Raw genomic sequence first — 21,904 nt, 5'->3', positions numbered from 1 at the left:
CCTTATTTTGATTTAATTATTTTAATCCTGTAATTAATGTATTATGTCCCTTTGAAACATTATTTACTTAATTTGTTTCAGTTTCCATAGGAACATTGTAAAAATTCTTATTTTCATGATCCATCCCTTGGTTTTGATCAATTGATTTAAGAGTTAATCTAAGCTGTGTTCTGAATGGATCGATCTTATTTTTTTATAGGAATATAGATTTTTTATAGAAATATATTTATGTATCGCCACCACTTAGAAAAGAACATGGAGCTTAGAGAAATTGCATATATAATAGTGGCTATTGTACTGGCTGTTGCAGTTTTTTATCTTCTGATATGGCTTTTACCAGTTATAATAATTCTTATAATTGCTTACATAATCTATATAATAATGAAAGGGGCTTCGAATAACTTCTGAATCCTCAAGCTTCATACCATTTATCTTACCTCATTTTATTATTTCCACCAAATTTTAGAAGATTTAAAATCATAATGGATAATCCTAACTAACAAAATTCTTTTTACCTTTCAAATTTGAGATGGTTGCCCCTCAATATTAACCCAACCATTAATATAAACCTTTGATTCAAATAAGGATCAAGGCGATACAATGAGGAAGGTAAAGGAATTTAGTGGAATTACAGAGAACATCTTAGCATTTAAGGAAGAAGTGGCTGAAGCCCAGAAAATCACATTTGCAGGAATGTCCGGTGTTTGCAGCCCATTTGCAGAGCTTTTTGCCTATGCTGTAAGGGACAAGGAATCTGTATTTGTAACTGGCCTAGATCTGAGCACGGCACGTAAGGTAGAACTAACACCTCAAGGAATGCAGTTTTCAGGGGATGCAGATCCTCATGCAGATGTTGTGGCTATTCTTGGGGGATTAACACTTCCAAAGGCGAATATAAAACCAGAAGATGTGAATGCAATGGTTTCCAAGATACTCAAAAAGGATGGAAAACTCCTGGGTCTCTGTTACAACAGGATGTTCCAGAACGCAGGGTGGGACAAGGAAATTGAATTTGACTGCATAATCAATGGAAATCTTGAGGGTTACGTCCTTAAAAAATAAGGTGACCTTGAAACTGACAGTCTCAGGTCTCTTGGTGACCCACATCCATACAGGCTATGTAAAGATTTGCAAAGATAAATTTCATAACTAAAAAAAAGGTGGCTGAATTTTGTTGAACCTGGAATCTGTTGGAATGGAAAGGGGTCTTCTCTACGAGACAGTTGTGACCACAAGAAACGAGGATGGAACACCTAATGCAGCCCCAATGGGTGTCATCTGTAAGAATGAAAATGAGGTTGTACTGTACCTGCACCAGGGATCCCAAACTGTGATGAACGTAAAAAGGGAAGAAAAATTCCTTGTTAACATAACCAAAGATCCAATGGTTTTTGTGGAATCAACCCTGGGAAATCCTTCTCAAGAATCTTTTGAGCATTTTGATAATGGTTACTATATAAAGGGGACAGATGCATTTTTGGTGGTGGAAGTTCTGCGTATGCGTGATGTTGAGAGGGAAGACCAGTTCGGGGTTTCCACAACCACTGTGATCAATGCGAAGGTTCAGGAAATTGTGAAGAAAAAAGATCATGTTGAACCATTGAACAGGGCAATTTATGGAGTTATAGAAGCACTTGTTTATCTCACACGGATGGAAATGGTTTCAGGGGATATGGAGAAACTTTACCGCCACCGTATGAGGGAGATCTCACGGATAGTGAACAAGGTAGGTGGTTTGGAACATAAACGGGCTATGAAGAGAATTTCAGATGCATTCAGCAAGTACGAGTAATACTACATGAATTGGACCTATTTTAAATTTAATCCATTTTAAGGCATTTTTAATATTTTTTAAAGTTTTTCAAATCTATTTTTATAATTATTTTCAGACAACCTTCCCTTTAGAACCTTCTTAATCCTTCTTAACAACATCAACGAATTCAAAGGTTTCAACATTGAACAATCCCTGATCACTTATTTTAAGCTTTGGAATTACAAGCAGTGCCATGAAGGACATGGTCATAAAGGGGGATTTCAGCTTGGAACCCATATTCCTTACAAAACCATGAAGTTCATTCAATTTATCTGCAACTTCATCAACAGGGCTTTTACTCATTAAACCAGCTATTGGAAGATTTAAAACTGAAAATTCACCATCTGCAGTAGCTACAATGCCTCCATTAATTTTTAAAAGTTTGTTAACAGCTTCTGCCATGTCATGGCTTGTTGTTCCAACAACCACTATGTTGTGGGAATCATGGGCAACACTGGATGCAATAGCTCCTTTTTTAAGGTCAAAACCCTTTACAAATGCATTCGAGATTCTGTTATGCCCATAACGTTCTACAACCGCAATTTTAAGGATGTCATTTGTTACATCAGCCTCTATGGATCCCTTGGGTGCGTTTAAAATGGCTTCAGATTCAAGGGTTAAAAGCTGACCCTCCAGAACCTCGATCACCCTGACTGTTTCTTTAACATTATTCTGTATTGATTTAACCTGAAAATCCTGGGCTGTTTTAGGTTTAAAGTTGAATGTGCCCTTAATATCAAGGGGTTTGACTTTGAAGAGTGGTTTACCTTCCTCTGCAACGAGTTCTCCATTTATGAAAACCCTTTCAACCTTGAAGTTCTCAAGATCATCCACAAAAACAAGATCTGCAGGTTTTCCATGGGATATGGATCCTGAATTAAGGCCGTAATGATTTGAAGGGTTTAGTGTGACCATTTTAACTGCTTCAACTGGATCAACTCCATATTCCACAGCATTCCGAATCATAACATCCACATGTCCCATCTGCAGGTCTTCTGGGTGCTTGTCATCGGATACAATGAATTCGCCCCCTGCAGTGAAGAGGTCCTTGAGGTTCTTTGCTGATGAACCTTCACGCAGCATGAGCTTCATACCCAATCGTTTCTTCTCAAGGGCTTCACCAATCTCTGTGCACTCATGTTCTGTTGATATTCCGGAACTAACATATTTACAGAGTTCTGAACCGGATAACAGGGGTGCATGACCATCAACAGGTTTTTTGAACCTTTTTGCAGCATCTATCTTTCCAAGAACATGGGGGTCTTCATTTAAAACCCCTGGAAAGTTCATCATCTCACCAAGGGCAACGATACCATCCATTTTAAGGAGTTTTTCAACTTCTTCTGGGCCGATTATGGCACCGGATGTTTCAAAGGAGGTTGCGGGGACGCATGATGGGGCTGTGAAGTATGTTTTAAGGGGAACGTTGGCTGCATCATCCATCATGTACTGGATCCCGTCAAGACCCATGGTATTTGCAATTTCATGGGGATCTGAAACAACTGCAGTGGTTCCATGGGGCACAACTGTCTCTGCAAAGCGTGAAGGTGTGAGCATGGAGCTTTCGATGTGTATATGAGCATCTATGAGGCCTGGAATAATTATATTGTCAAAGCTTTTTTTTACAGGTTTTACACAGGTTATGATTCCATTTTTAACTTTTAACTCTGCAGGATATATCTCTTCAGTGAATACATTTAACATATTGCCTTTGATCATTTTTTTAGCTCCATTTAATGGATTAATGATAGTGTCATGCCCTTTATTTGATTAAATTTTAATAGGTGGGAGAAGGTTCAAACTTTTTTTTTGAATTATTGTTTAATTTACCCTCAATTTATATAATTAAATCGAGTTTCTACTGATAATTTTTAATAATTTTTATTAGTTGATACAATCTTAAATTCCAGGATACATTTAAAAGGAGCTATGAAATGCACAGATTAAATTGAAGTAACTTAAAAATTGTTTTATTGAAATAATTTCAGAATATAAGGGGAAATTACCTTTAAGGAGATGTAACGTCCCCTGTGTATCGAAGTTACAATAAACTTGAAAAATTAAAAAAAAGCTAAAAAAATAGAACCAAATTATCTTTTTGAGGTTTGGGAATTAAGGTTTTAAATCCCCTTAATCCCTTTTCAATTCCTCATTGAGCATTGGCAGAAAGGCTCCAACATCCGTTACAATACCTACAACCTGAGCACTCCCCCTGTCTGCGAGTTTTGTAACTGTTGCGGGGTTTATATCCACACATATACTTTTAACGTGTGATGGGAGGATATTTCCAACTGCTATGGAGTGTAGCATGGTTGAGATCATTATAACCATATCCACGTCCTTCACGTACTTTCTCATCTCATCCTGAGCATCGATAACATCTGTTATGACATCAGGAAGTGGACCATCGTCCCTTATGGAACCTGCAAGAACATAGGGTGCGTTATTTTTTATACATTCGTACATTATTCCCTTTTTAAGAACACCACTTTCAACAGCTTCCCTTATGGATCCTGCCTTATTTATTTCGTTTATTGCATATATATGGTGTTTATGTCCTCTTACAGTGGCTTCACCACTTTTCACACATATTCCAAGGGATGTGCCGTAGAGTGCACTTTCTATATCATGGGTTGCAAGGGCGTTACCTGCAAAGATCACATCAACAATTCCATCCTTTATCATCTGGGCCAGTACCGGTGCTGAGCCAGTGTGAACAACTGCAGGTCCTGCAACAACTGCTATTTTGCCATTGTTCCGTTTTATTTCCTTTATTTCAGATGCTATCTTTCGCACTGTGGACTTTATTGGCTTTTCAGAGGATGCTTCACTTGACATGAATTCGAAGACACCTTTTTTACCCCTTGGCCTTTCTGGAGGTACAACCTTTATACCTTCCCTTCCAACAACAACCAGATCTCCTTTCCTGATCCGTCCAATTGGCTTGCAGAACGCACTTTTTGTTTCAGGGTTGAAAACTATCATGCAGTCCATTTCTATGTCTTCCACAGGTATCCACTCGCCTTCACAATGTATGTAGGTTGGATGGTGGGTTGTTGAATAAAAATCAGGTGGAAGTGTTTTATCTTTCTCGGATCTTAAAAACTGAACTTCCTTTATTTCTACAACAAGTGCACCAATTTCACTGAGTTCATCGAGTATTTCTCCGAGAAGAGACTCGCTTTCTGCTGCAACACGTATACGTGCAGTACTTGAATCTTTTTTTCGTTTACCCACTTCAAATTCCAGTATTTTGAAGTCTCCCCCCTTATCCATTATGAGATCCAGGGTTTTTGGAAGGGCCAGGGAGTCTATTATATGGCCGGAAAGTGTGACTTCTCTTGTGTACATAGTTATCCACCTTCAAATTTTTAATCAACTGTTTTTAAGTACTTCAATTATTATTTATCTTAATTATTAATTATTTTTAAACTTATTTTTTCAATGAATAATGTAAAGCAAGAAATAAGGTTTAAATGGAATTTTACATCAAATTTTTAATCCATCCTTTTTTCATGGCTTTTAGTAATTAGATTCTTATATCTGTATCCGATGTATGATATTAAATTTTGGTTGAATTAACCATAAATAAAAGAAAAGCTAAAAAAGCGAGATCATTCAAGTTACTCAATTTTTCTCAGATCATTTTTTCAGAGAAAATTCAGTTCAAACATAAAAAGTCGTATATGGCTTTTGCACCGTTTATTGAAGTTATATCTCCCATTTGTGTTGATGAAACTTCAACAAGGTCAAATCCAATAATATCCTTATTTTTTAAGCTGAATATGAGTCTTTCAAGTTCATGGGGGTTCAGACCGCAGGGTGCAGGTGTTCCAACAGATGGTGCGTAGGCAGGGTCTAGAACGTCCAGGTCCAGGCTCACGTATACTGGCCCATCAACAGATTTTATGACCCTTTCAACGGCATCAAGATTATTTCTAACTTCATTGGGTTTGAACTGTTTGATAACCTCTTTTGATGCTAAGAATGCTTCTTCCTCTGAAGCAGATCTCACACCTATCTGGATGATCTCCCTTGGATTCAAATCGAATATTCTCCGCATAACAGTTGCATGGGAATATTTTTCATCCATGTACCTGTCTATGAGGTCACAGTGGGCATCGAAATGTATAACAGTCACGTCTTCATTTGCAATGGCTTTCAAAACACTGTAACTTATGCTGTGTTCGCCTCCAATTGTCACTGGAACCATTTCCATGTCAAGAATTTCTGAAATGGTTGATTCAACGTTTTTGGAAGTTTTTTGGAAGTTTCCATGGACAACTTCAACATCCCCTAGATCGTAGACTTCAGCATCGAGATTTTTATTTAAAATGAAGTTGTACCTTTCAAAGTTGTAAGATGCTTCCCTCACGAATCGAGGACCGAACCTTGCGCCTGGTTTGTAGGTTGTTGTGCTGTCAAAGGGCACACCTACAATACCGAACACGGGTTTCTGCGGATCATCTACGGATTTTTCAAGGGCATTGTAATTAAAATCATTAGCTTCTCTTGAAAAAGCAAATTTTAATGGACTTTCTGTATAAAAAAGCATTTATCATACCTTCAGATGATCCCAAGGAGGAAGTAGTTATTTGGTTGGTAACCACTTACCCTTTTACTCTCATGAGCTTCATGTTGCCCATTGCAACGATATAATCGGCTTCAACACCTTCTATGAGCTTATCTTTTAGTTCATCAGGGATAGGCAGCTCAAATGTTTCATAGGTTTCAAGATCCATAAGCTGAACATCGCTTCCCATTAAAGCAAGAACCTGAGCTGCACGTTTGTCTATCATTGGAATGTCTATCTTTGCGTCAACAGGTTTGACCAGGCTTCTTTTCTGGTTGTCGAATACTCCAACTGCTTCAATCCTTGCCTTTGCAGCACCGTGTTTTCCAGGGGATGATGTCTGTATGTGTGTGATTTTTGATGCTTCATCACCTAATATTACATATTTACCGACTTTTAAGGTTTTAACTTCCACTACCTTCTTTGACATATTATTTACCTCCAGTGTAATCTTCTTAATTCTTAATCAAGAACAATTAAGATATATTAAGACATATTTTACATTCAATTAGATTGAATCCTTGTTTAGGTTCAAATTTCTGAAAACGTAAAACAACCAATGTTCCATCAATAGGATGTACCTCTGTTATGTTTATACATGCAAAGTTATTATAGATACTCCTTGATATAGAATAGGTATAGATTTACGTATATTTTTTTCAATATTTAAGTTTTTAAGTTACCAAGCCATTAAAATATGCTTGAAGCATAGCCAATGGTCAATCAAGTGATACAAATGAAAGTTTCAATAACCTCCGGAAGGGCAGAAGGCCCAACAAAACTCAATGCATTTGATAATGCACTTTTAGATGCGGGAATAGGCGATATAAATCTCATAAAAGTTTCAAGCATACTTCCTGCAGGTACCAAAGTAGTTGAACTCCCAGAATTTCCTGCAGGGGAAATGGTGAACTGTGTTCTTTCCTATGCTTCATCAGATAACGAGGGTGATCTCATATCTGCTGCTGTGGCCCTTGCAACGTCTGATGATTTTGGATGTGTTGTGGAGAGTTCTGGTGTCAACAGGGACGTAGAAGATGTAAAAAAAGAAGCAGAAGAGATGGTTCGATACATGATGGACATCAGAGGTCTTGAGATAAAGGAAATACTAATGGCACATGAAAGTCATAGAGTTAAAAAGCAAGGTGCAGTGGTTGCATCCGTTGTTTACCTGAAATAACATTCCATGATAAAAGTTGTTTAAATGGGGATTTGCAGTGTGTTTTATACCTAAAAACTTTAACGGGGTAATAATAATGAATGAAAAAGATATCAAGTTCTGGAGTGATGTATCACTGGATATGATGCATGAAGCTTCAGAAGTTATTTCTCCATTGGTAGGTACTAAAAAAGGTGGGGAAATAGTTAAAATGGGTGCAGATGGCACTCCAACAAAATTAATTGATATAGCTGCAGAAAATAAGGTGGTTGAAATTTTAGAAGCTACTGGAAGGCCTGTAACTTTGATAAGTGAGGAGATAGGTGAACTTAAAATTGGAGAAGGTGCTTCTGAAGTTGTTTTTGTTGTTGACCCCCTTGATGGTACAAGCAATGCCATAAAAAACATACCTGCCTATGGAATATCAGTTGCAGTTGCAGATGCATCCAAAGAGTCTAAAACAATAAAATCAACACAATCAGAACTTAAATCCTCCCCATTTAGGGACCCCAGTACTGGAGGAACAGATAACCTCACAATCAAGGACATTGAACTTGGATTCGTTCAAAACTTTGCAACTGGCGATGTTTATGAGGGAGTAAAGGGTTGTGGAGCTACTTTAAATGGAAAAAAACTCACCCCTTCAACAGTCCAGGATATTTCAACCTCTTCGGTTGGGGCATACATCTACAGGGCAGATATGGGTAAAATAGACGGCCTTTGTAAGGCAGTTAGACGGATGAGAATTCTGGGTTCCGTTGCAATTGAACTCTGCTACGTTGCAGATGGAACCTACGACGCATTCATTGATATAAGGGGAACCCTTAGGATAGTGGATGTATCTGCTGCAAAACTAATAATAGAGGAAACAAAGGGTTTAGTTACGGATGAAAGCTGTAAAGAACTTGATGGTAAGTTGAACGTCCTCGAGAGAACTTCAATAATTGCATCATGTAATCAAAACATTCACAAGGATATAATAAGAATATTAGGGGGAATTTAATGCGTGTAGGAGTTGTAGCCCGTAGTGATATTGGTGAAGCTGTTGAACTCGGCAAAAAGATAGTCGATTTTTTAATAGAAAATGATGTTGAAACATTCATTGACACACCCCTGACAGATGAACTCAAAGAGTATAAAGAATTAAGCTGTGAACTTGAAGACATGAATGTGGATATGGTAATAGCGGTTGGTGGGGATGGAACCATACTCAGAACCCAGAGCTTTATCAACAAGAAAAAAATACCTCTTTTTGGGATAAACATGGGTACAGTTGGGTTTCTCACAGAAATCGATCCTGAAAATGCATTAACTGCAATAGGAGAAGTTTTAAAGGGTAACTATTTTGTTGAGGAACGTACACAGCTGCAGGTATGGCACAACAAGGAACTCCATTCAGCACTCAACGAAGTTGTTTTAATGACCAGAAAACCTGCTAAAATGCTGCACATAGAGATAAAGGTTGATGATGAAGTTGTTGAAGAACTCCGGGCAGATGGCCTTATAGTGGCAACTCCAAGCGGGTCAACTGCATATTCAATGTCTGCAGGAGGTCCCATAGTTGATCCAAGGGTTGGTGCCTTTATAATAGTGCCAATATGTCCCTTCAAACTGGGTGCAAGACCAACGGTTGTATCCAACGACAGTGTTATAAAAGTAAAACTGTTACGTGAAGGTAAAAAGGCAATAGCCGTCATAGATGGTCAGTTCGAAGAAGAAATAAACTACATGGATGAGATAATCTTCAAAAAAGCTGAAAACAATGCTTACTTCGTAAGACTCACAACTGATTTCTACAGAAAAGTACGTGAAAAGCTCACGAAGGGCGGAATAAGTTCATGAAAGTATTGATTGTGGACATGACCCATGGAGGCACAGTGATTGCATCACAGTTTACAGAAATTCCAGGGTTTCATGTGTACGCATGGGACATTTACCAAACCCTGAAAGAAGATGTTAAAACCTCCTTAAGAAATAAAAATGTGGAATTCGTGGGAATTGAATTTTTAAAGGATCTCGATGAAGATTCATGGGTAATTGCACCGGTACATTGTAATTTAGGATTATACATTGAAGACTCAGATACTGCTGAAAGCAGTAATGGAACTGGGAAGGTTTCAAGGTTCATGACCCACCATGAGGCAGTTGACTTTCTCATGAGGAAAAGAATAGATGTTCCGGTTATTGAAGTCACAGGTGTTAAGGGGAAAACCAGCACAGTATCAATGCTTAAAGAAATATTTAAGGATTTAAATCCACTGGTTCTAAGCAGTTTAGGTGTTGAAGTTCTTGAAAATGGTGAAAGCCATTTATTAAAGGGTAACATAAGCATCACCCCTGCAAGTGTAGTGGAAGCATGGGAACTTCTTGAAGAATTTCTTGAAAGATCTGAAAATCCCTTTGAAGTGGGTATCTGCATATTCGAAACTTCACTGGGGGGAACTGGTTTAGCTGATGTTGGAGTGTTAACCAACGTGGTGGAAAACTACTCCGTTGCTGGCGGAACAAATTGTGCTGCAGATGCAAAGTCCCAAATATTCAGAAGTCGTATGGTTGCATGTGATTTCGAATCCTTCAACTCATTTTACTTAAACTCAACAGCAGAAAACCCAGCTTACAATGAGATGATGGTTAAAAATGGAATATCACCTGGACTCCAAAATGGAATATTAATGGCAGATATTCAAGATAAAACCAATACATTCAGTTTAAATCAGGATGCAAACGTCAAAGCATCCAACATTGAATTTGGATTTTATGAAACAGTATTTCAAGTGGAAGTCTCTGATTTAAAAACTGTCAATGAAAACATTCTTAACACATCCTTTGAAGTTTCAGCCTTTGCACCTGCACCCTACCACCTTCAAAATATATTATCAGTTGTATGTACAGCTTTAACACTTGAAACTCCAGTAAAAAATATTAAAAAAGGTTTAAAATCTTTTAAAGGCATAAATGGCAGGACATCCATTAGGGAGTACAATGGTGTTAGGGTTATAGAGGAGATCAATCCGGGATTGAATGTTGAAGCTGTTAAAAAGGCAGTTAATATGTTAAGCACTATTTCAGATGAGGATAATGGTTCGGCAGTGGTTTTCGGAGGTAAGTATGGAGTTACCTGTGAAGAAATAGATGAAAAAGCAGTATCTTTTGTTTTGAACAGATTGGATCCCCGTACAGATCTTATATTCGTCGATGATCTTGGAAAGAATGTTAAAAATCTTATAAACCGGGATTTTACCTTTAAAAAGACTTTGGATGATGCATTGAAACATGCTCTTTTCACAGGTTCTGGGAATGTTCTTGTTGTTTACAGATCCAATTATTCAGATGTGGAGAGAAGGTAGATATGGTTTTTTTTATGGGGCTGCAGATTACCCATGGCAACATTTATTAAAGATCATAAGAAACCATTGAATAAGGATTTTAGGGAATTAACAATCAAAATTAATATTTATTAAGCGGATTTTTATGAATTCATGAAACTTTTATTGAAGTTTTAAGTAACTATGAATCTCCTTAATTATTGGATCAGTAATTATCAGATTATTTGAGGGAATTAAATAGACCCCTAACTCACGGAGATGATTATTTGAACGTTGGTACTCGGGGAAGCAGTCTTGCAGTTGTCCAGACAAAAAGTATAATCAGTTCATTATCTAAAATAACAGATGAAGAAGTAAAGGTAAATTTAATCAAAACAACCGGAGATAAAATAAAGGATTCTCAACTTTACAACATCGATGCAAAGGGAATATTCACAAAGGAGCTTGACAAAGCAGTTCTGGAGGGAGAAGTTGATTTTGCAGTTCACAGCTTTAAAGACCTTCCAACGGAACTTGCAGATGGTCTTGAAATAATTGCAGTTCCAAGGAGAGAATCTCCACGAGAAGTTCTCATATCAAAGTATTCCTGGGATGAGCTGCCTGAAGGTGCAGAGATTGGAACCAGCAGTCTTAGGAGAGAAGCCTTCTGCAGTTATCATGAAAAAAATTTTAACATAAAACCCATAAGGGGAAATATAGATACCAGGGTTAAGAAGGTAATTCATGGAGATTACCATGCAACTATAATGGCTGAAGCAGGTTTAAAGAGACTTGGTCTTCAAGAGCATATCAAGGAAATTTTTCCCATAGAATATTTCACCCCTGCAGCAGGTCAGGGAGCTCTTGCAGTTGTTGCAAGAGGTGATACTGATAAAAGGGATGTTTTACGGAAGTTAAATCATTCACAATCTGAAAATGAGGTTATTGCTGAGAAAACAGTTCTTGAAGAACTTGGGGTTGGATGTCAATGGCCCCTTGGAGTTTCTGCAAGAACGAATGGAGATTTACTGGATCTTCAAAGTATTCTACTTACAAAGGAAGGAGAAGTCCTTTCAAAGGTTAATTTACAAGGTTCTGCAGCTAACGCCCGTGAGTTGGGTGTTGAAGTTGCAAAGCGTATGATGGAGGATTATGTTTGAGTAAGGTTAATGTTGGTGTTATTGGTGTTGGTGCAATGGGCTACAACCATGTGAGGGTTTATTCTGAACTTCAGAATGCAAATCTAATGGCTGTTTCAGATGTTGTGAAGGGAACTATGACAGAGGTTTCCAAGGAATTTAACACTGTGGGTTTTGTTGATTATGATAATATTCTTAAAATGCCTGAAATAGAGGTAGTCAGTGTTTGTGTACCTACCACGTACCATTACGAAGTTGTTATGAGTGCAATAGAACATGGAAAAAATGTTCTGGTTGAAAAGCCCATTGCATTCACATTGGATGAGGCAAAGGAAATGGTTGAGGCTGCTCATGATGCAGGGGTTAAACTTGCAACTGGGCACGTTGAAAGATTCAACCCGGCAGTTCTTGAGGCTAAAAAACTCATAGATGCAGGGGCAATAGGTGATCTTGTTTCTGCTTCTGCAAAGAGACTTGGACCATTTCCCCCAAGGATAAAGGATGTTGGAGTCACAATAGACCTTGCCATACATGAAGTGGATATTATGTTCTACCTTCTGGACAGTCCAGCATCAAATGTTTACGCTAATATGGGCAGTAAACTTGAAAAATGTGAATATGAGGATCATGCAGAGATCATGATGAAATTTGAGAATGGAGTTATAGGTATTCTGGAAACTAACTGGTTAACGCCCTATAAAAAACGACAGCTGGATATAACTGGTGTTGATGGGATAATATCCATTGATTACGTGGACCAGACAGTTAAAGTCTACGGAAAAAATGCCCAGAAGGTTAAAGTTGACCATAAAGAACCCCTTAAAGAGGAACTCGGTTCATTTTTATCTGCAGTTACAAATGATGAAGAACCAAGGATCACAGGAGAAGATGGTATACACGCCCTTAAAGTGGTTTTAGCAGCTATGAAATCTGCTAAACATAAAATACCTGTGAACATGAATGAATGTTAGTGTTTATGGCGATGCTTTTAGTGTTCATCCCGTGATCTTGTAGGGGTGAATGGATTGACTGAAGGATTTGGTGACCTATGAATGAAAAACTCATAAAAAAAGCCCACGAACTTAGAAATAGAGGTTTTACAACAGGAGAAATAGCTGATGATCTCAACGTATCAAAGGATACAGCAAGATGGCTAATACTGCAGGGAACCGGTAAAAAAGCTGAGAGTGAGGGAGCAGCACCTTTAGATTTTGCAATAAATTGGAAAAGTCTTGGAGGCAGTTCTTTTCGTATGAAATATGTTTCAGCAGCCATGGTGGATATGGCACTCCAGTACGGGGAACCCGAAGTTATAGTGGGAATAACTGTCAGTGGAATACCCTTTGCAACCATGATGGCAGAGATAATAGATGCAGACATATCTGTTTTCCACCCAATAAAACACAGAAAAATGGAAGAAGACGCTAAAGGAGCTGTAAGCAGCAACTTCGCATCTGTAGAGGGCAGAAAAGTTGTTATAGTTGATGATGTTATAACAAGTGGCAGGACCATAGGGGAAGCCATAAAGATCTTCAAAGACGTGGGGGCAGAGCCCCTTGCAGCAGTTGTCCTAATCGATAAAAAGGGAATATCTGAAGTTGAAGGTGTTCCTGTGGAATCCCTGATCCGGGTAAGCAGGTTAGGATAAATTTTTAATAGGTTTCAAACCCTTTTAAACTTCTTTTATATTTTCTAAATTTAAAATAAATATTTAAATTTTTATTTAAATTCTAATATTTTTTTCTGCTTTACTTTCCTTTAATTTAAGAAAGAATAAAAAACTTCCAAAATAAAAAAAATAATTTATAAAAAATTCTACAGAAGAAGATAGAACTATTTTCTACAGAAGAAGAATAAGGGAGTTTTAATCACATTCTGTACCTTAATATGGCACCAATTCCTCCGAATGCTTTCATAAGTTGCATTCCTTCTTCAGTTTCTGTTGAAATTATCTCAACATTAGATCCAACTTCTTCAGCCATTTCAACGAAGTCATCAATAACATCCCTGCTTTCAGAAACTTTCATTTTCTCGTTACATTTAGGGCATGTTTTATCCTCCTCTTCAACAGCTTTTTTAACTGTTTTATCCTGGGTATGTCCGCAGGACTGACATTCATAGGTCAACCTTTTGGATTTAAGGTCTTCAGATAGTAGAAGGACTTCAACAGCACCCATCTTGAGGTTTCGCCTGACTTCAGCTTCACCGTAGGATGCAAGGCCGTTATCATCAACCAGTTCACCTAAAAATTTTTGAACGAGTTTCTTCTCCTTCATGACACCAATTTCATCCAGAACATCCATGGATTTGTCAATAACCTCTCTGATACCAAATTCACCGGTGTAGGAGGTGTCCACAGTTGTTATTATATTGTTTTTTATCTCGTAGTGCAGGTAGTCTCCCTCAACGAACTCTTCCTTGGTATGGCCGGGGCCTCCCACTATAACACCCTTAAGTTCTGGAACGCCTAAAAATGCTTCGTTCATATGTTCTCCAATTCTCTTCTTGAACTCGTGGGCTGCAAGGTCTATCAAACGGTCAAACCTTCTCTGTGACTGACCACCTGCTTTGTGTTTACCGGGCACACCACTTGTAAGGTGTTTAACAATATCGATCCTTTTACCTCGAAGAAGGGCTATTGTTGCTTCTTTACGGTCTATAACTGCAAGACCATAAACTTCCTTGTCCTCGATTATCTCCTGAAGGGGTTCCAGGAAGAACTCTGAGTTACAGTGGTAGATGTAGGTCTGCACAGGTTCTGGTGGTTCAAACATGTAGGTTTCCATTTTCTCAGTCCCAGGACCTCCCCTTGGGATCATTCCAACGAAAAGAACAAGTCCCTTCGCAGGTGGGCGTGGGAAGAGTTTCATTCTCTGCATTATAACCTCAATTGCAGACTGAACATTCTTCTTTGTCTGTTTACTTTTGATGTTGGCGCTCTGGCTTAACTCCTCACGCATGTGCTTTACAACATCACTTATCTGACGGTCTGGTGGTATATAAACTGAAACAAGTTCTGTTCCCCTACCTTTCTTATCTGAAAGCTCTTTAAGGGTTCTTTTAACCTCGTACAATTCCTTTGAGGATACTTCAGTCACTTTATCACTCCTAAAAACTTGAAATCATTGTTGATATTGTTCAATCTGTTATTACTCTGCGGTATCCCTTTAGATTTAACAGATCAGTTTCAATCATTCTAGTTAACTTAAAATCGTATTTTAAAAATTTTAGTATAGAATAATTCTTAAGTTATAACTTGTACTTTAACTTAATTATCTATTGGTATCCAAACTTTATATTATGTATGGTCTACAATTCCAAACCATGTAACACCTCTAAATGGAAGTTAGATATTAGTTTAACTATGATATCTATTTTGATCCTAGGTTTAGGTTTCCAACAATTTCAGCTATTCAGGACCCGCAATTCGTCATTATGGTTTAGGAACTAAAAACTCCGCTATACCATGCCCTTCTTTTCCATCCCAGTTATATTTGGAAAGGGTTTCTATGAGAATCATCTTTTCATCAACTGGAATCATTCCAAATCGAACTACTTCGCCAGTAACTGAATATTCAGAACCTTTTTTGTCAAATAAGTTCATTGAAAACTTAGAGGGGATTCCATTATTAAATTCTAGACTTATATCCGATTTTACCAGTGGTTCATTAACTGAACCTGTATAGAAATATCCTGCATCTATATCCCCTTCATCAACGGAAAGTTTGGTTATGTTAAAAGCTTCGGCATTGGAAAACTCGGAGTTAATCCACATCCACATCTTAGGAGATCCCCATGCCCTTATTCCGCGGCTTAAATCTCTTTCACCCAGTGCTTCAATTTCAAATGTTTCATCATTAATTTCAACTTTTCCAGCAGCTTTTCCAAACTGTTCATAATGCTCCGATGCCACATTAGATGATAATTCTACCTGTTTTTCATCAACACAATCAACATAATTCATGATGGGGTTTAAAGATTCCCAGGTCACATCCATTTTAACTCTAAATTCAGTTTTATCTAATGGATTAAAAATTGGGCCATCATATTTAAGTTTCCATTTTCCAGGTTCAAGCTCATGATAACCTAAACCTGCGATATTCAATGGTTTATCATCACAGGGAGTTTCTAATTTAATTCCAGCGGTGATTGTGGGGGACATTAAATAGAAGAACATTGATTTTTCATTTTTATTAACCTTGTTTCCTATGCGCATAAAAGCAGTTAAATCATTTTTTCTGTCATGAAAATTAAAATAATAGCTTTCATTCCATTCTTCATGTTTTTTTAGTGTTTCTAAATTAAAATCCATATGATCACCACGTGCCTTATTCTTTTTTATATACAACTCCTTCATTACCATCTATAACTAACTCTTCACCTGTTTTAAAAAGTTCAGTAGCTCCTTTAACAGCAGTTACAGCAGGTATCCTATATTCACGGGAAATTACCGCACCATGGGATAATATTCCTCCAGTTTCGGTGATAAGGCCCCCTATCTTTGAAAATACTGCGGTCCAGGCAGGATCTGTGTTACTGGTTATGAGAATTTCATTATCTTCCAGATGGGATAATTCTTCAATAGATTCTACCACTCTGACTACACCTTTGAATATTCCAGGACTGGCTGCAGCACCATAAATTGCATTTTTACCATATTCCATAACAGTATCATCAAATTCAATCCCGTTTTTTAAGAACTTTGGTGGAAGTGAAGATTTATATCTATAAAACTCTTTTTTTCTTTTTAGAATTTTATCTGGTAATAATGGAATCTTTTCATTTAATTCTACCTTTGAAGGGTTAATATTAAAAAAATTGAATAATTCTTTTTCATAGAGGAAGAAAACATCACCTGTTTCATCAACAATATTTTTTATCATTAACCTCCTTCCCATCTCCTGTAACATCAATCTTTGACGGAAAAGCAGGTGATCTAAATAAAATCTTTGATTTTCACGGAAGGTTAAATATGTTTGAGCTAAATTAAGCACCACTCCAAATAGTTTTGCCTTGAAAAACCCGCCTTTTTGTTTTTTTATTCTCTGAAAAACTTCTTTCTCGGTTTTAAATCTATTTTCACGACTTTCTACTTCTTTTTTTCTTAAATCTAAATCAGAAGAAGATAGTAGTTTAATAACTTCTAAGACATAAGATTTATCTTCCCTCCATCGAGGATATAATATTTCACGGGTATTGGAGCGGTGTCCATAATTCTGGATAAATAACTCAAAATCTTTTTTAAAATTTAAATTAGAATCAATTAATTCATTGATCTCTGTTTCGTTTAAAGAACTTAAATCGTTGATGGAATTTATTTTTGCCAATAAATCCTGGTTTTCTCTTATGATTTTAGCCAAATCCGAAAACTTGATATTCATTTCCACGGTTTTATTATCCTCTAAACCTGAAATTAAGCCTGCATAAAGGGAACCATCATTATCATCTAACCATTTCACCAGCCAGTTTTTGATCATTAAGTTGGTTGCTATGGAATGAGAAACCATACCGTATCTTATTAATTGATAGTGTTTAATACCGGATGTTTCGATATCATTATAAAGTAATGATAATTCAGCGTCACTTAAGACAGTTAAATCAGTTTTGTCGAAATATGCACACTTTTCCATGAATTTTTTGGCCCATTTTCTATATGCCTTGTCTGTTCTGTGCATCATTCCATCCGGGTCTCGAATGGCTACTAAAATCTGTGAAAGTAAGGTTTTATGTAATATGGAGGGATATTGTGATATTCTTTCCTGATCTTCTAATGGGAAATAATTTAACAACTCTTTAGATCTGGCAAATTTGGGATAATATGAAAAAGTTTTTTCTAAAACCCAGCTATTAAAATAAACCCTGGATTTGTGGAGTTTTAAGAGTTTGGTGTCAGTTATTTCTTTGTACCCCATTATCCGGGCACCTTCATGATTAACATAATCTGTGAGCATTTTCCCCATGACATCATAAAACAGAGGTGTTGTGGCATCAGCCCAGTACTCATCTCCATAAGCTCGGGTCCATAAGATATCATCTTTTTCAGAGTCATCTGTAAGGGTAGTTACTGGTCTGGATTGAAGGATATAGATATTCGGGGATTTTGTTTCATTTTTATTTAACTTTCCATCCTTATTTGATCCATTACTCTCATATTCTATTGCCCATTCAATATCCTGAGCTACACCAAAAAGGTTTTCAAGTTCTATTCCGGTTTCCAGTATTTTTTTAAGGATTTTTTCATTGAGGCTTGATTTGTTCCTATACTCTTCTTTGATAGAAATTAAAGTGTTTTCACAGTTTCTAAGGAAATATCCTTGGTTTTTTGTTTTAATGTTTTTTTCAACAATACTTCCATCCCTACTTAAAACAAAAATATCTGGGGTGACTATTCCAGAGGCAATAGATTCACCCAGACCCCAGGTGGACTCAATAACAATGTGGTTATTTCCATTAACTGGATTAGCTGTGAAGGTCACTCCACTGATATCAGCATTGACCATTTTCTGTACCAGTACAGCTATTCCAGCAGCGGTCATTTCGGTGTCTAAATGTCCTATGGAAGAATCATGCCTGTACTTTACGGCACGATCATTCCAGTAAGATGCCCAGCAATCAACAATGTTTTCCAGGATATCCTCATTTTTTATATAAAGAAAACTATCCAGTTGCCCTGCAAAACTGGCATCTGCCAGATCTTCAGCTACTGCTGATGATCTTACGGCATAATATCCCTCAGGGAGATTAATTATCTTATTATGGATTTCCAAAAACAGATCTGAAGGTAATTCCTCTGATTTTATTAGGCTTCGAATGGAAGAACAACCATGAGAGATAGAATCCTCGTTGTCAAAATCAATAGAATTAAGAATTTCAGATATTTTACCTGTTAATTCCTTTTTAATAAAAAAATCGTAGGCATCTACTGAAACAATAAATGCTGAGGGAATATTAAAACCTGATGATGACATTTTGGCCAAATTTAAGGCTTTGCCTCCAATTTTTTCTATGTTAAGGTCTTTTTCTTTAAGATCTATCACATAATTATTTATATCAACCATATTATCAGTGCTCACAATACAATCACTATATTTTTTCCATCTATTTTTAAAATAAGTAGAATTCTGTATTTGTTTTTAAGGTAGGTATAATATAAAGCAGTATGATTTTTTTTTAAATTAAAAAAATGAAACTACGGACATAACAGTTTTACAATACATGTAATATGATTGTGCTAAAAAATCATAAAAAATTAAATAAAAGTTTACAAAAAAAACAGCCTTATATTGTATTAGATTTAACATTATCTTTGATGGTGATGAGATGCGAATAGTCATAACAGTAGGCGGATCAATAATAATAAAGGATCATGATTACAGAAGATTTAAGGATTATGCTGATGTTCTAAAGGAAATGGCAGCAGAAAACGAAGTATTCGTGGTTGTTGGTGGAGGTAAGACAGCCCGGGATTATATAGGAATAGCGAGAGGTCTGGGAGTATCTGAGGCTCTTTGTGATGATGTGGGTATAGATGTGACCCGGCTCAATGCAAGACTCCTCATAATGGCCTTGGGTGAATATGCTTATCCTTCTGTCCCTCATAACTTCAGGGAAGCCATGGAATTTTCAAGCTCTGGTAAAATTGTTGTTATGGGTGGAACAGAGCCGGCACACAGTACTGATGCAGTTGGAAGTATTCTTGCAGAGTTCGTTAATGCAGACATACTCGTGAATGCAACCTCTGTGGATGGACTCTACAACAAGGATCCCAACAAGTACCCAGATGCCCAGATGTTCACTGAGGTAACACCCTCAAGGATGATGGAACTCATGAGCAGCAATGAAATCAAGGCAGGGACCTATGAGTTTTTCGACACAACAGCTATACAGATCATCAAACGATCAGCAATAAACACTGTAATAGTGAATGGTAACGATGCCCAGAACATTCAAAGGGCTTTGACCCAGAAGATAGGAACGCGCATTGTATCCCAAGAGTAGAACATGAGGATAAAGATCTAAATCCCTACTTGCTATCAAATATCAAAAATAAATCCAATCAAAACTACTATTTAAAAAGCTATTAAAATTTAAATTACAAAATAAGAGGTGTAAATATGGTGGAGCAACACAAACATTGTCCTGTATGTGGAAAGCCAGTACCACTATCTGAGAGGTACTGCTCACAGGATTGCGAACAGATTGCAGCTGAAAACCAGAAGAAAGTTGCCAAAACACGAAAAATCCTTTACGGACTCTTCATAGTTTTCATACTGGTGTGGATACTTCTAACTCTACGTGGTAAACTGTTCTAATGGATAAAAATTGTTTTAAAAATATTTTAGGGACATATTTGGTTAATAAATACTTTCTTGATCCCTATTTTTTAATTTAATTTAATTTAAATTCAATTTGAGTAGACCAGTTAAAATTACTTATTTTTTTAAATTATAAAGTTCAAATTATAAACAATTTTAAAACCATTAGAACCTCAAAACCATAGAAAATAGGTGGATTCTAAAATGTTTATTATTATAATTTTTAATTAAAAAACACTAAATTAATTAAAAGTAAATTTATTTAATTATTGATAAAAAAAGAGTTTAGGGTGAACCTATAATGTTACACCCATATCGAGCTGTTCTGTAAGCTCTTTGTACCTGTTACGTATGGTTACTTCAGTAACTCCAGCAATATCTGCAACGTCCCTCTGAGTTTTTCTCTCTCCAAGAAGAACTGATGCAATGTAAAGTGCGGCTGCTGCAACTCCTGTAGGTCCCCTTCCAGAGGTCAATCCTTTTTCCATTGCTTTTTCAATTATTTCAATGGCCTTGGACTGCACCTCTCCTGAAAGTCCCAGTTCGCTTGCAAACCTTGGAACATAATCCACAGGAGATGTTGGTGGTAACTTGATATGTAATTCACGGGTTAAAAACCTGTAAGTCCTTCCAACTTCTTTTTTACTGACTCTGGAGACCTCTGCAATCTCATCAAGGGTTCTGGGTACGTTACATCTTCTGCATGCTGCGTAGAGTGATGCTGCAACCACTCCTTCTATGCTCCTTCCCCGTATGAGCTTGTTCTCCACAGCGTTCCTGTAGACAACTGATGCTGCTTCCCTGACGCTTCTTGGAAGGCCAAGTCTTGAGGAATCCCTGTCAAGTTCGCTCAGTGCAAATGCAAGGTTTCTTTCAGTTGCACCGGAGATCCTGATCTTTCTCTGCCATTTCCTTAACCTGTACCACTGTGCACGGTTCCTTGCAGGTATGTCACGGCCGTATATGTCCTTGTTTCTCCAATCGATCATGGTTGAGAGACCTTTGTCGTGTATGGTGTAGGTTATAGGTGCACCTACCCTTGTACGTTTGTCTCGCTGTTCATGGTCGAATGCCCTCCATTCAGGACCCATGTCAACAATGTTGTCGTCTATCACTAGACCGCAGGCTCCACATACTACTTCACCACGCTCGTGATCATTTATAAGCTTTTTAGAGCCACATTCTGGACATTTGGTTTCAATTTTCTCAATTTCAGAGACATCCTGTTTCATCTGCTCTTTTTCTGAAACATCATGCTCTCCATTTTCGATCTGTGAAACTTCGTGTTTCATTTTTTCTTTCGTTTCCCTCGCCCCCACTTCTTAATAGGTTTTGATGATATGTACAGGGTCTCCCCAACTCGTTTCTCAAGTTTTTTAGGATCTTTTTCATAGACTTTGACTGATATGTATGGCTCTTTTGTTGGACCGAATACATCGTAAACAGTACCAAATCTCTTTTTATCTTCTGTAAAAACAGCTAATCCGAAACCTGGCGTTTTGTCAGACCTTAATATAACACGGCCTCTATTGGAGATGTGTGAGATTTTTCCCAGTTTTTTCATTACCCTCAAACCGAAAGTTTTTTATATAAATATTAT

21 protein-coding genes are annotated in these 21,904 nt (G+C 37.2%); 12 read left to right on the top strand and 9 right to left on the bottom strand.

Annotated elements, in window-relative coordinates; all coding sequences use genetic code 11:
- The first annotated feature begins 228 nt into the window (after positions 1 to 228).
- The 3 genes from J2756_RS04410 to J2756_RS04400 all read left to right on the top strand — a co-directional run bounded on the left by J2756_RS04410 (position 229) and on the right by J2756_RS04400 (position 1,792).
- Complete coding sequence (locus tag J2756_RS04410) at positions 229 to 408, top strand: hypothetical protein (protein ID WP_209583237.1); 180 nt, start codon at positions 229 to 231, stop codon at positions 406 to 408.
- Between the two features lie 192 nt (positions 409 to 600).
- Entirely contained in the window at positions 601 to 1,062 is a 462-nt protein-coding gene (locus J2756_RS04405; protein ID WP_209582955.1) for a DUF2124 family protein, read from the top strand.
- Positions 1,063 to 1,171: 109 nt separating this feature from the next.
- Positions 1,172 to 1,792, top strand: coding sequence for a DUF447 domain-containing protein (locus J2756_RS04400; protein WP_209582952.1), 621 nt, complete (start codon positions 1,172 to 1,174; stop codon positions 1,790 to 1,792).
- A 120-nt stretch (positions 1,793 to 1,912) separates the two neighbouring features.
- On the opposite strand, the gene ade is transcribed toward J2756_RS04400, so the two are convergent.
- The 4 genes from ade to J2756_RS04380 form a co-directional block, all read right to left on the bottom strand.
- Entirely contained in the window at positions 1,913 to 3,532 is a 1,620-nt protein-coding gene (gene ade, locus J2756_RS04395; protein ID WP_209582950.1) for an adenine deaminase, read from the bottom strand.
- 411 nt (positions 3,533 to 3,943) lie between these two features.
- On the bottom strand, positions 3,944 to 5,164 hold the full coding sequence (locus tag J2756_RS04390; RefSeq protein WP_209582948.1) for an ornithine cyclodeaminase: 1,221 nt from the start codon (positions 5,162 to 5,164) through the stop codon (positions 3,944 to 3,946).
- Between the two features lie 310 nt (positions 5,165 to 5,474).
- Positions 5,475 to 6,368 carry an agmatinase gene (speB, locus tag J2756_RS04385; protein ID WP_209582946.1) on the bottom strand — a complete coding sequence of 298 codons (894 nt, stop codon included), beginning with the start codon at positions 6,366 to 6,368 and terminating at the stop codon, positions 5,475 to 5,477.
- 55 nt (positions 6,369 to 6,423) lie between these two features.
- Positions 6,424 to 6,816 carry a translation initiation factor IF-5A gene (locus J2756_RS04380; RefSeq protein ID WP_209582944.1) on the bottom strand — a complete coding sequence of 131 codons (393 nt, stop codon included), beginning with the start codon at positions 6,814 to 6,816 and terminating at the stop codon, positions 6,424 to 6,426.
- Positions 6,817 to 7,122: 306 nt separating this feature from the next.
- Here J2756_RS04380 and J2756_RS04375 point away from each other — a divergent pair, with 306 nt between their 5' ends.
- The 7 genes from J2756_RS04375 (at position 7,123) to J2756_RS04345 (ending at position 13,637) form a co-directional block, all read left to right on the top strand.
- A complete protein-coding gene (locus J2756_RS04375; protein WP_209582943.1) occupies positions 7,123 to 7,566 on the top strand; it encodes a pyruvoyl-dependent arginine decarboxylase in 444 nt (147 codons plus the stop codon).
- Between the two features lie 76 nt (positions 7,567 to 7,642).
- Entirely contained in the window at positions 7,643 to 8,548 is a 906-nt protein-coding gene (locus J2756_RS04370) for a bifunctional fructose-bisphosphatase/inositol-phosphate phosphatase (RefSeq protein ID WP_209582941.1), read from the top strand.
- Positions 8,548 to 9,387 (top strand): NAD(+) kinase, encoded by an 840-nt coding sequence (locus J2756_RS04365; RefSeq protein ID WP_209582931.1) that lies wholly within the window; start codon positions 8,548 to 8,550, stop codon positions 9,385 to 9,387. The genes J2756_RS04370 and J2756_RS04365 overlap by 1 nt, the downstream gene beginning before the upstream one ends.
- The gene (cfbE, locus tag J2756_RS04360; protein ID WP_209582929.1) at positions 9,384 to 10,892 is read left to right on the top strand and encodes a coenzyme F430 synthase; all 1,509 of its coding nucleotides are present in this window, start codon (positions 9,384 to 9,386) and stop codon (positions 10,890 to 10,892) included. Before J2756_RS04365 ends, cfbE begins: the two co-directional genes overlap by 4 nt.
- Positions 10,893 to 11,137: 245 nt before the next feature.
- On the top strand, positions 11,138 to 12,010 hold the full coding sequence (gene hemC, locus J2756_RS04355) for a hydroxymethylbilane synthase (protein WP_209582926.1): 873 nt from the start codon (positions 11,138 to 11,140) through the stop codon (positions 12,008 to 12,010).
- Complete coding sequence (locus J2756_RS04350) at positions 12,007 to 12,960, top strand: Gfo/Idh/MocA family protein (protein WP_209582924.1); 954 nt, start codon at positions 12,007 to 12,009, stop codon at positions 12,958 to 12,960. The genes hemC and J2756_RS04350 overlap by 4 nt, the downstream gene beginning before the upstream one ends.
- A 77-nt stretch (positions 12,961 to 13,037) precedes the next feature.
- Positions 13,038 to 13,637 carry an orotate phosphoribosyltransferase-like protein gene (locus J2756_RS04345; RefSeq protein ID WP_209582922.1) on the top strand — a complete coding sequence of 200 codons (600 nt, stop codon included), beginning with the start codon at positions 13,038 to 13,040 and terminating at the stop codon, positions 13,635 to 13,637.
- A 220-nt stretch (positions 13,638 to 13,857) separates the two neighbouring features.
- Here the strand turns inward: J2756_RS04345 and prf1 are convergent, their stop codons facing one another.
- The 3 genes from prf1 to J2756_RS04330 all read right to left on the bottom strand — a co-directional run bounded on the left by prf1 (position 13,858) and on the right by J2756_RS04330 (position 19,062).
- Positions 13,858 to 15,087: a peptide chain release factor aRF-1 gene (gene prf1, locus J2756_RS04340; RefSeq protein ID WP_209582920.1), complete on the bottom strand. Its 1,230-nt coding sequence runs from the start codon at positions 15,085 to 15,087 to the stop codon at positions 13,858 to 13,860.
- A gap of 335 nt (positions 15,088 to 15,422) precedes the next feature.
- Complete coding sequence (locus J2756_RS04335; protein ID WP_245315927.1) at positions 15,423 to 16,352, bottom strand: DUF7065 domain-containing protein; 930 nt, start codon at positions 16,350 to 16,352, stop codon at positions 15,423 to 15,425.
- Positions 16,318 to 19,062, bottom strand: a complete 2,745-nt coding sequence (locus tag J2756_RS04330) for a PEP/pyruvate-binding domain-containing protein (RefSeq protein WP_209582918.1) — start codon at positions 19,060 to 19,062, stop codon at positions 16,318 to 16,320. Before J2756_RS04330 ends, J2756_RS04335 begins: the two co-directional genes overlap by 35 nt.
- 247 nt (positions 19,063 to 19,309) lie before the next feature.
- Here J2756_RS04330 and pyrH point away from each other — a divergent pair, with 247 nt between their 5' ends.
- Both pyrH and J2756_RS04320 read left to right on the top strand, forming a co-directional pair.
- A complete protein-coding gene (gene pyrH / locus J2756_RS04325; protein WP_209582915.1) occupies positions 19,310 to 19,987 on the top strand; it encodes a UMP kinase in 678 nt (225 codons plus the stop codon).
- Between the two features lie 116 nt (positions 19,988 to 20,103).
- Positions 20,104 to 20,301: a DUF2116 family Zn-ribbon domain-containing protein gene (locus J2756_RS04320; protein ID WP_209582913.1), complete on the top strand. Its 198-nt coding sequence runs from the start codon at positions 20,104 to 20,106 to the stop codon at positions 20,299 to 20,301.
- A 299-nt stretch (positions 20,302 to 20,600) separates the two neighbouring features.
- On the opposite strand, the gene J2756_RS04315 is transcribed toward J2756_RS04320, so the two are convergent.
- Together J2756_RS04315 and J2756_RS04310 are read right to left on the bottom strand one after the other, a co-directional pair.
- The gene (locus tag J2756_RS04315; RefSeq protein ID WP_209583216.1) at positions 20,601 to 21,536 is read right to left on the bottom strand and encodes a transcription initiation factor IIB; all 936 of its coding nucleotides are present in this window, start codon (positions 21,534 to 21,536) and stop codon (positions 20,601 to 20,603) included.
- A 56-nt stretch (positions 21,537 to 21,592) separates the two neighbouring features.
- Positions 21,593 to 21,868 carry an H/ACA ribonucleoprotein complex subunit GAR1 gene (locus J2756_RS04310; protein ID WP_209582911.1) on the bottom strand — a complete coding sequence of 92 codons (276 nt, stop codon included), beginning with the start codon at positions 21,866 to 21,868 and terminating at the stop codon, positions 21,593 to 21,595.
- Positions 21,869 to 21,904 lie beyond the last annotated feature (36 nt).

It is taken from the genome of Methanobacterium aggregans (assembly GCF_017874455.1).
Lineage (GTDB): Archaea > Methanobacteriota > Methanobacteria > Methanobacteriales > Methanobacteriaceae > Methanobacterium_C > Methanobacterium_C aggregans.
The sequence above is the reverse complement of the archived record's forward strand: the minus strand, read 5'-3'. Positions and strand labels throughout refer to the sequence as shown.

Bases quoted from the DNA above. Each gene is read 5' to 3' on its own strand.
- cfbE (WP_209582929.1), top strand. From the start codon at position 9,384: ATGAAAGTATTGATTGTGGACATGACCCATGGAGGCACAGTGATTGCA.
- ade (WP_209582950.1), bottom strand. From the start codon at position 3,532: ATGATCAAAGGCAATATGTTAAATGTATTCACTGAAGAGATATATCCT.
- J2756_RS04390 (WP_209582948.1), bottom strand. From the start codon at position 5,164: ATGTACACAAGAGAAGTCACACTTTCCGGCCATATAATAGACTCCCTG.
- J2756_RS04375 (WP_209582943.1), top strand. From the start codon at position 7,123: ATGAAAGTTTCAATAACCTCCGGAAGGGCAGAAGGCCCAACAAAACTC.
- J2756_RS04365 (WP_209582931.1), top strand. From the start codon at position 8,548: ATGCGTGTAGGAGTTGTAGCCCGTAGTGATATTGGTGAAGCTGTTGAA.
- J2756_RS04405 (WP_209582955.1), top strand. From the start codon at position 601: ATGAGGAAGGTAAAGGAATTTAGTGGAATTACAGAGAACATCTTAGCA.
- J2756_RS04380 (WP_209582944.1), bottom strand. From the start codon at position 6,816: ATGTCAAAGAAGGTAGTGGAAGTTAAAACCTTAAAAGTCGGTAAATAT.
- J2756_RS04315 (WP_209583216.1), bottom strand. From the start codon at position 21,536: ATGAAACAGGATGTCTCTGAAATTGAGAAAATTGAAACCAAATGTCCA.
- J2756_RS04370 (WP_209582941.1), top strand. From the start codon at position 7,643: ATGAATGAAAAAGATATCAAGTTCTGGAGTGATGTATCACTGGATATG.
- J2756_RS04320 (WP_209582913.1), top strand. From the start codon at position 20,104: ATGGTGGAGCAACACAAACATTGTCCTGTATGTGGAAAGCCAGTACCA.
- J2756_RS04345 (WP_209582922.1), top strand. From the start codon at position 13,038: ATGAATGAAAAACTCATAAAAAAAGCCCACGAACTTAGAAATAGAGGT.
- J2756_RS04410 (WP_209583237.1), top strand. From the start codon at position 229: ATGTATCGCCACCACTTAGAAAAGAACATGGAGCTTAGAGAAATTGCA.
- J2756_RS04335 (WP_245315927.1), bottom strand. From the start codon at position 16,352: ATGGTAATGAAGGAGTTGTATATAAAAAAGAATAAGGCACGTGGTGAT.
- speB (WP_209582946.1), bottom strand. From the start codon at position 6,368: ATGCTTTTTTATACAGAAAGTCCATTAAAATTTGCTTTTTCAAGAGAA.
- pyrH (WP_209582915.1), top strand. From the start codon at position 19,310: ATGCGAATAGTCATAACAGTAGGCGGATCAATAATAATAAAGGATCAT.
- J2756_RS04310 (WP_209582911.1), bottom strand. From the start codon at position 21,868: ATGAAAAAACTGGGAAAAATCTCACACATCTCCAATAGAGGCCGTGTT.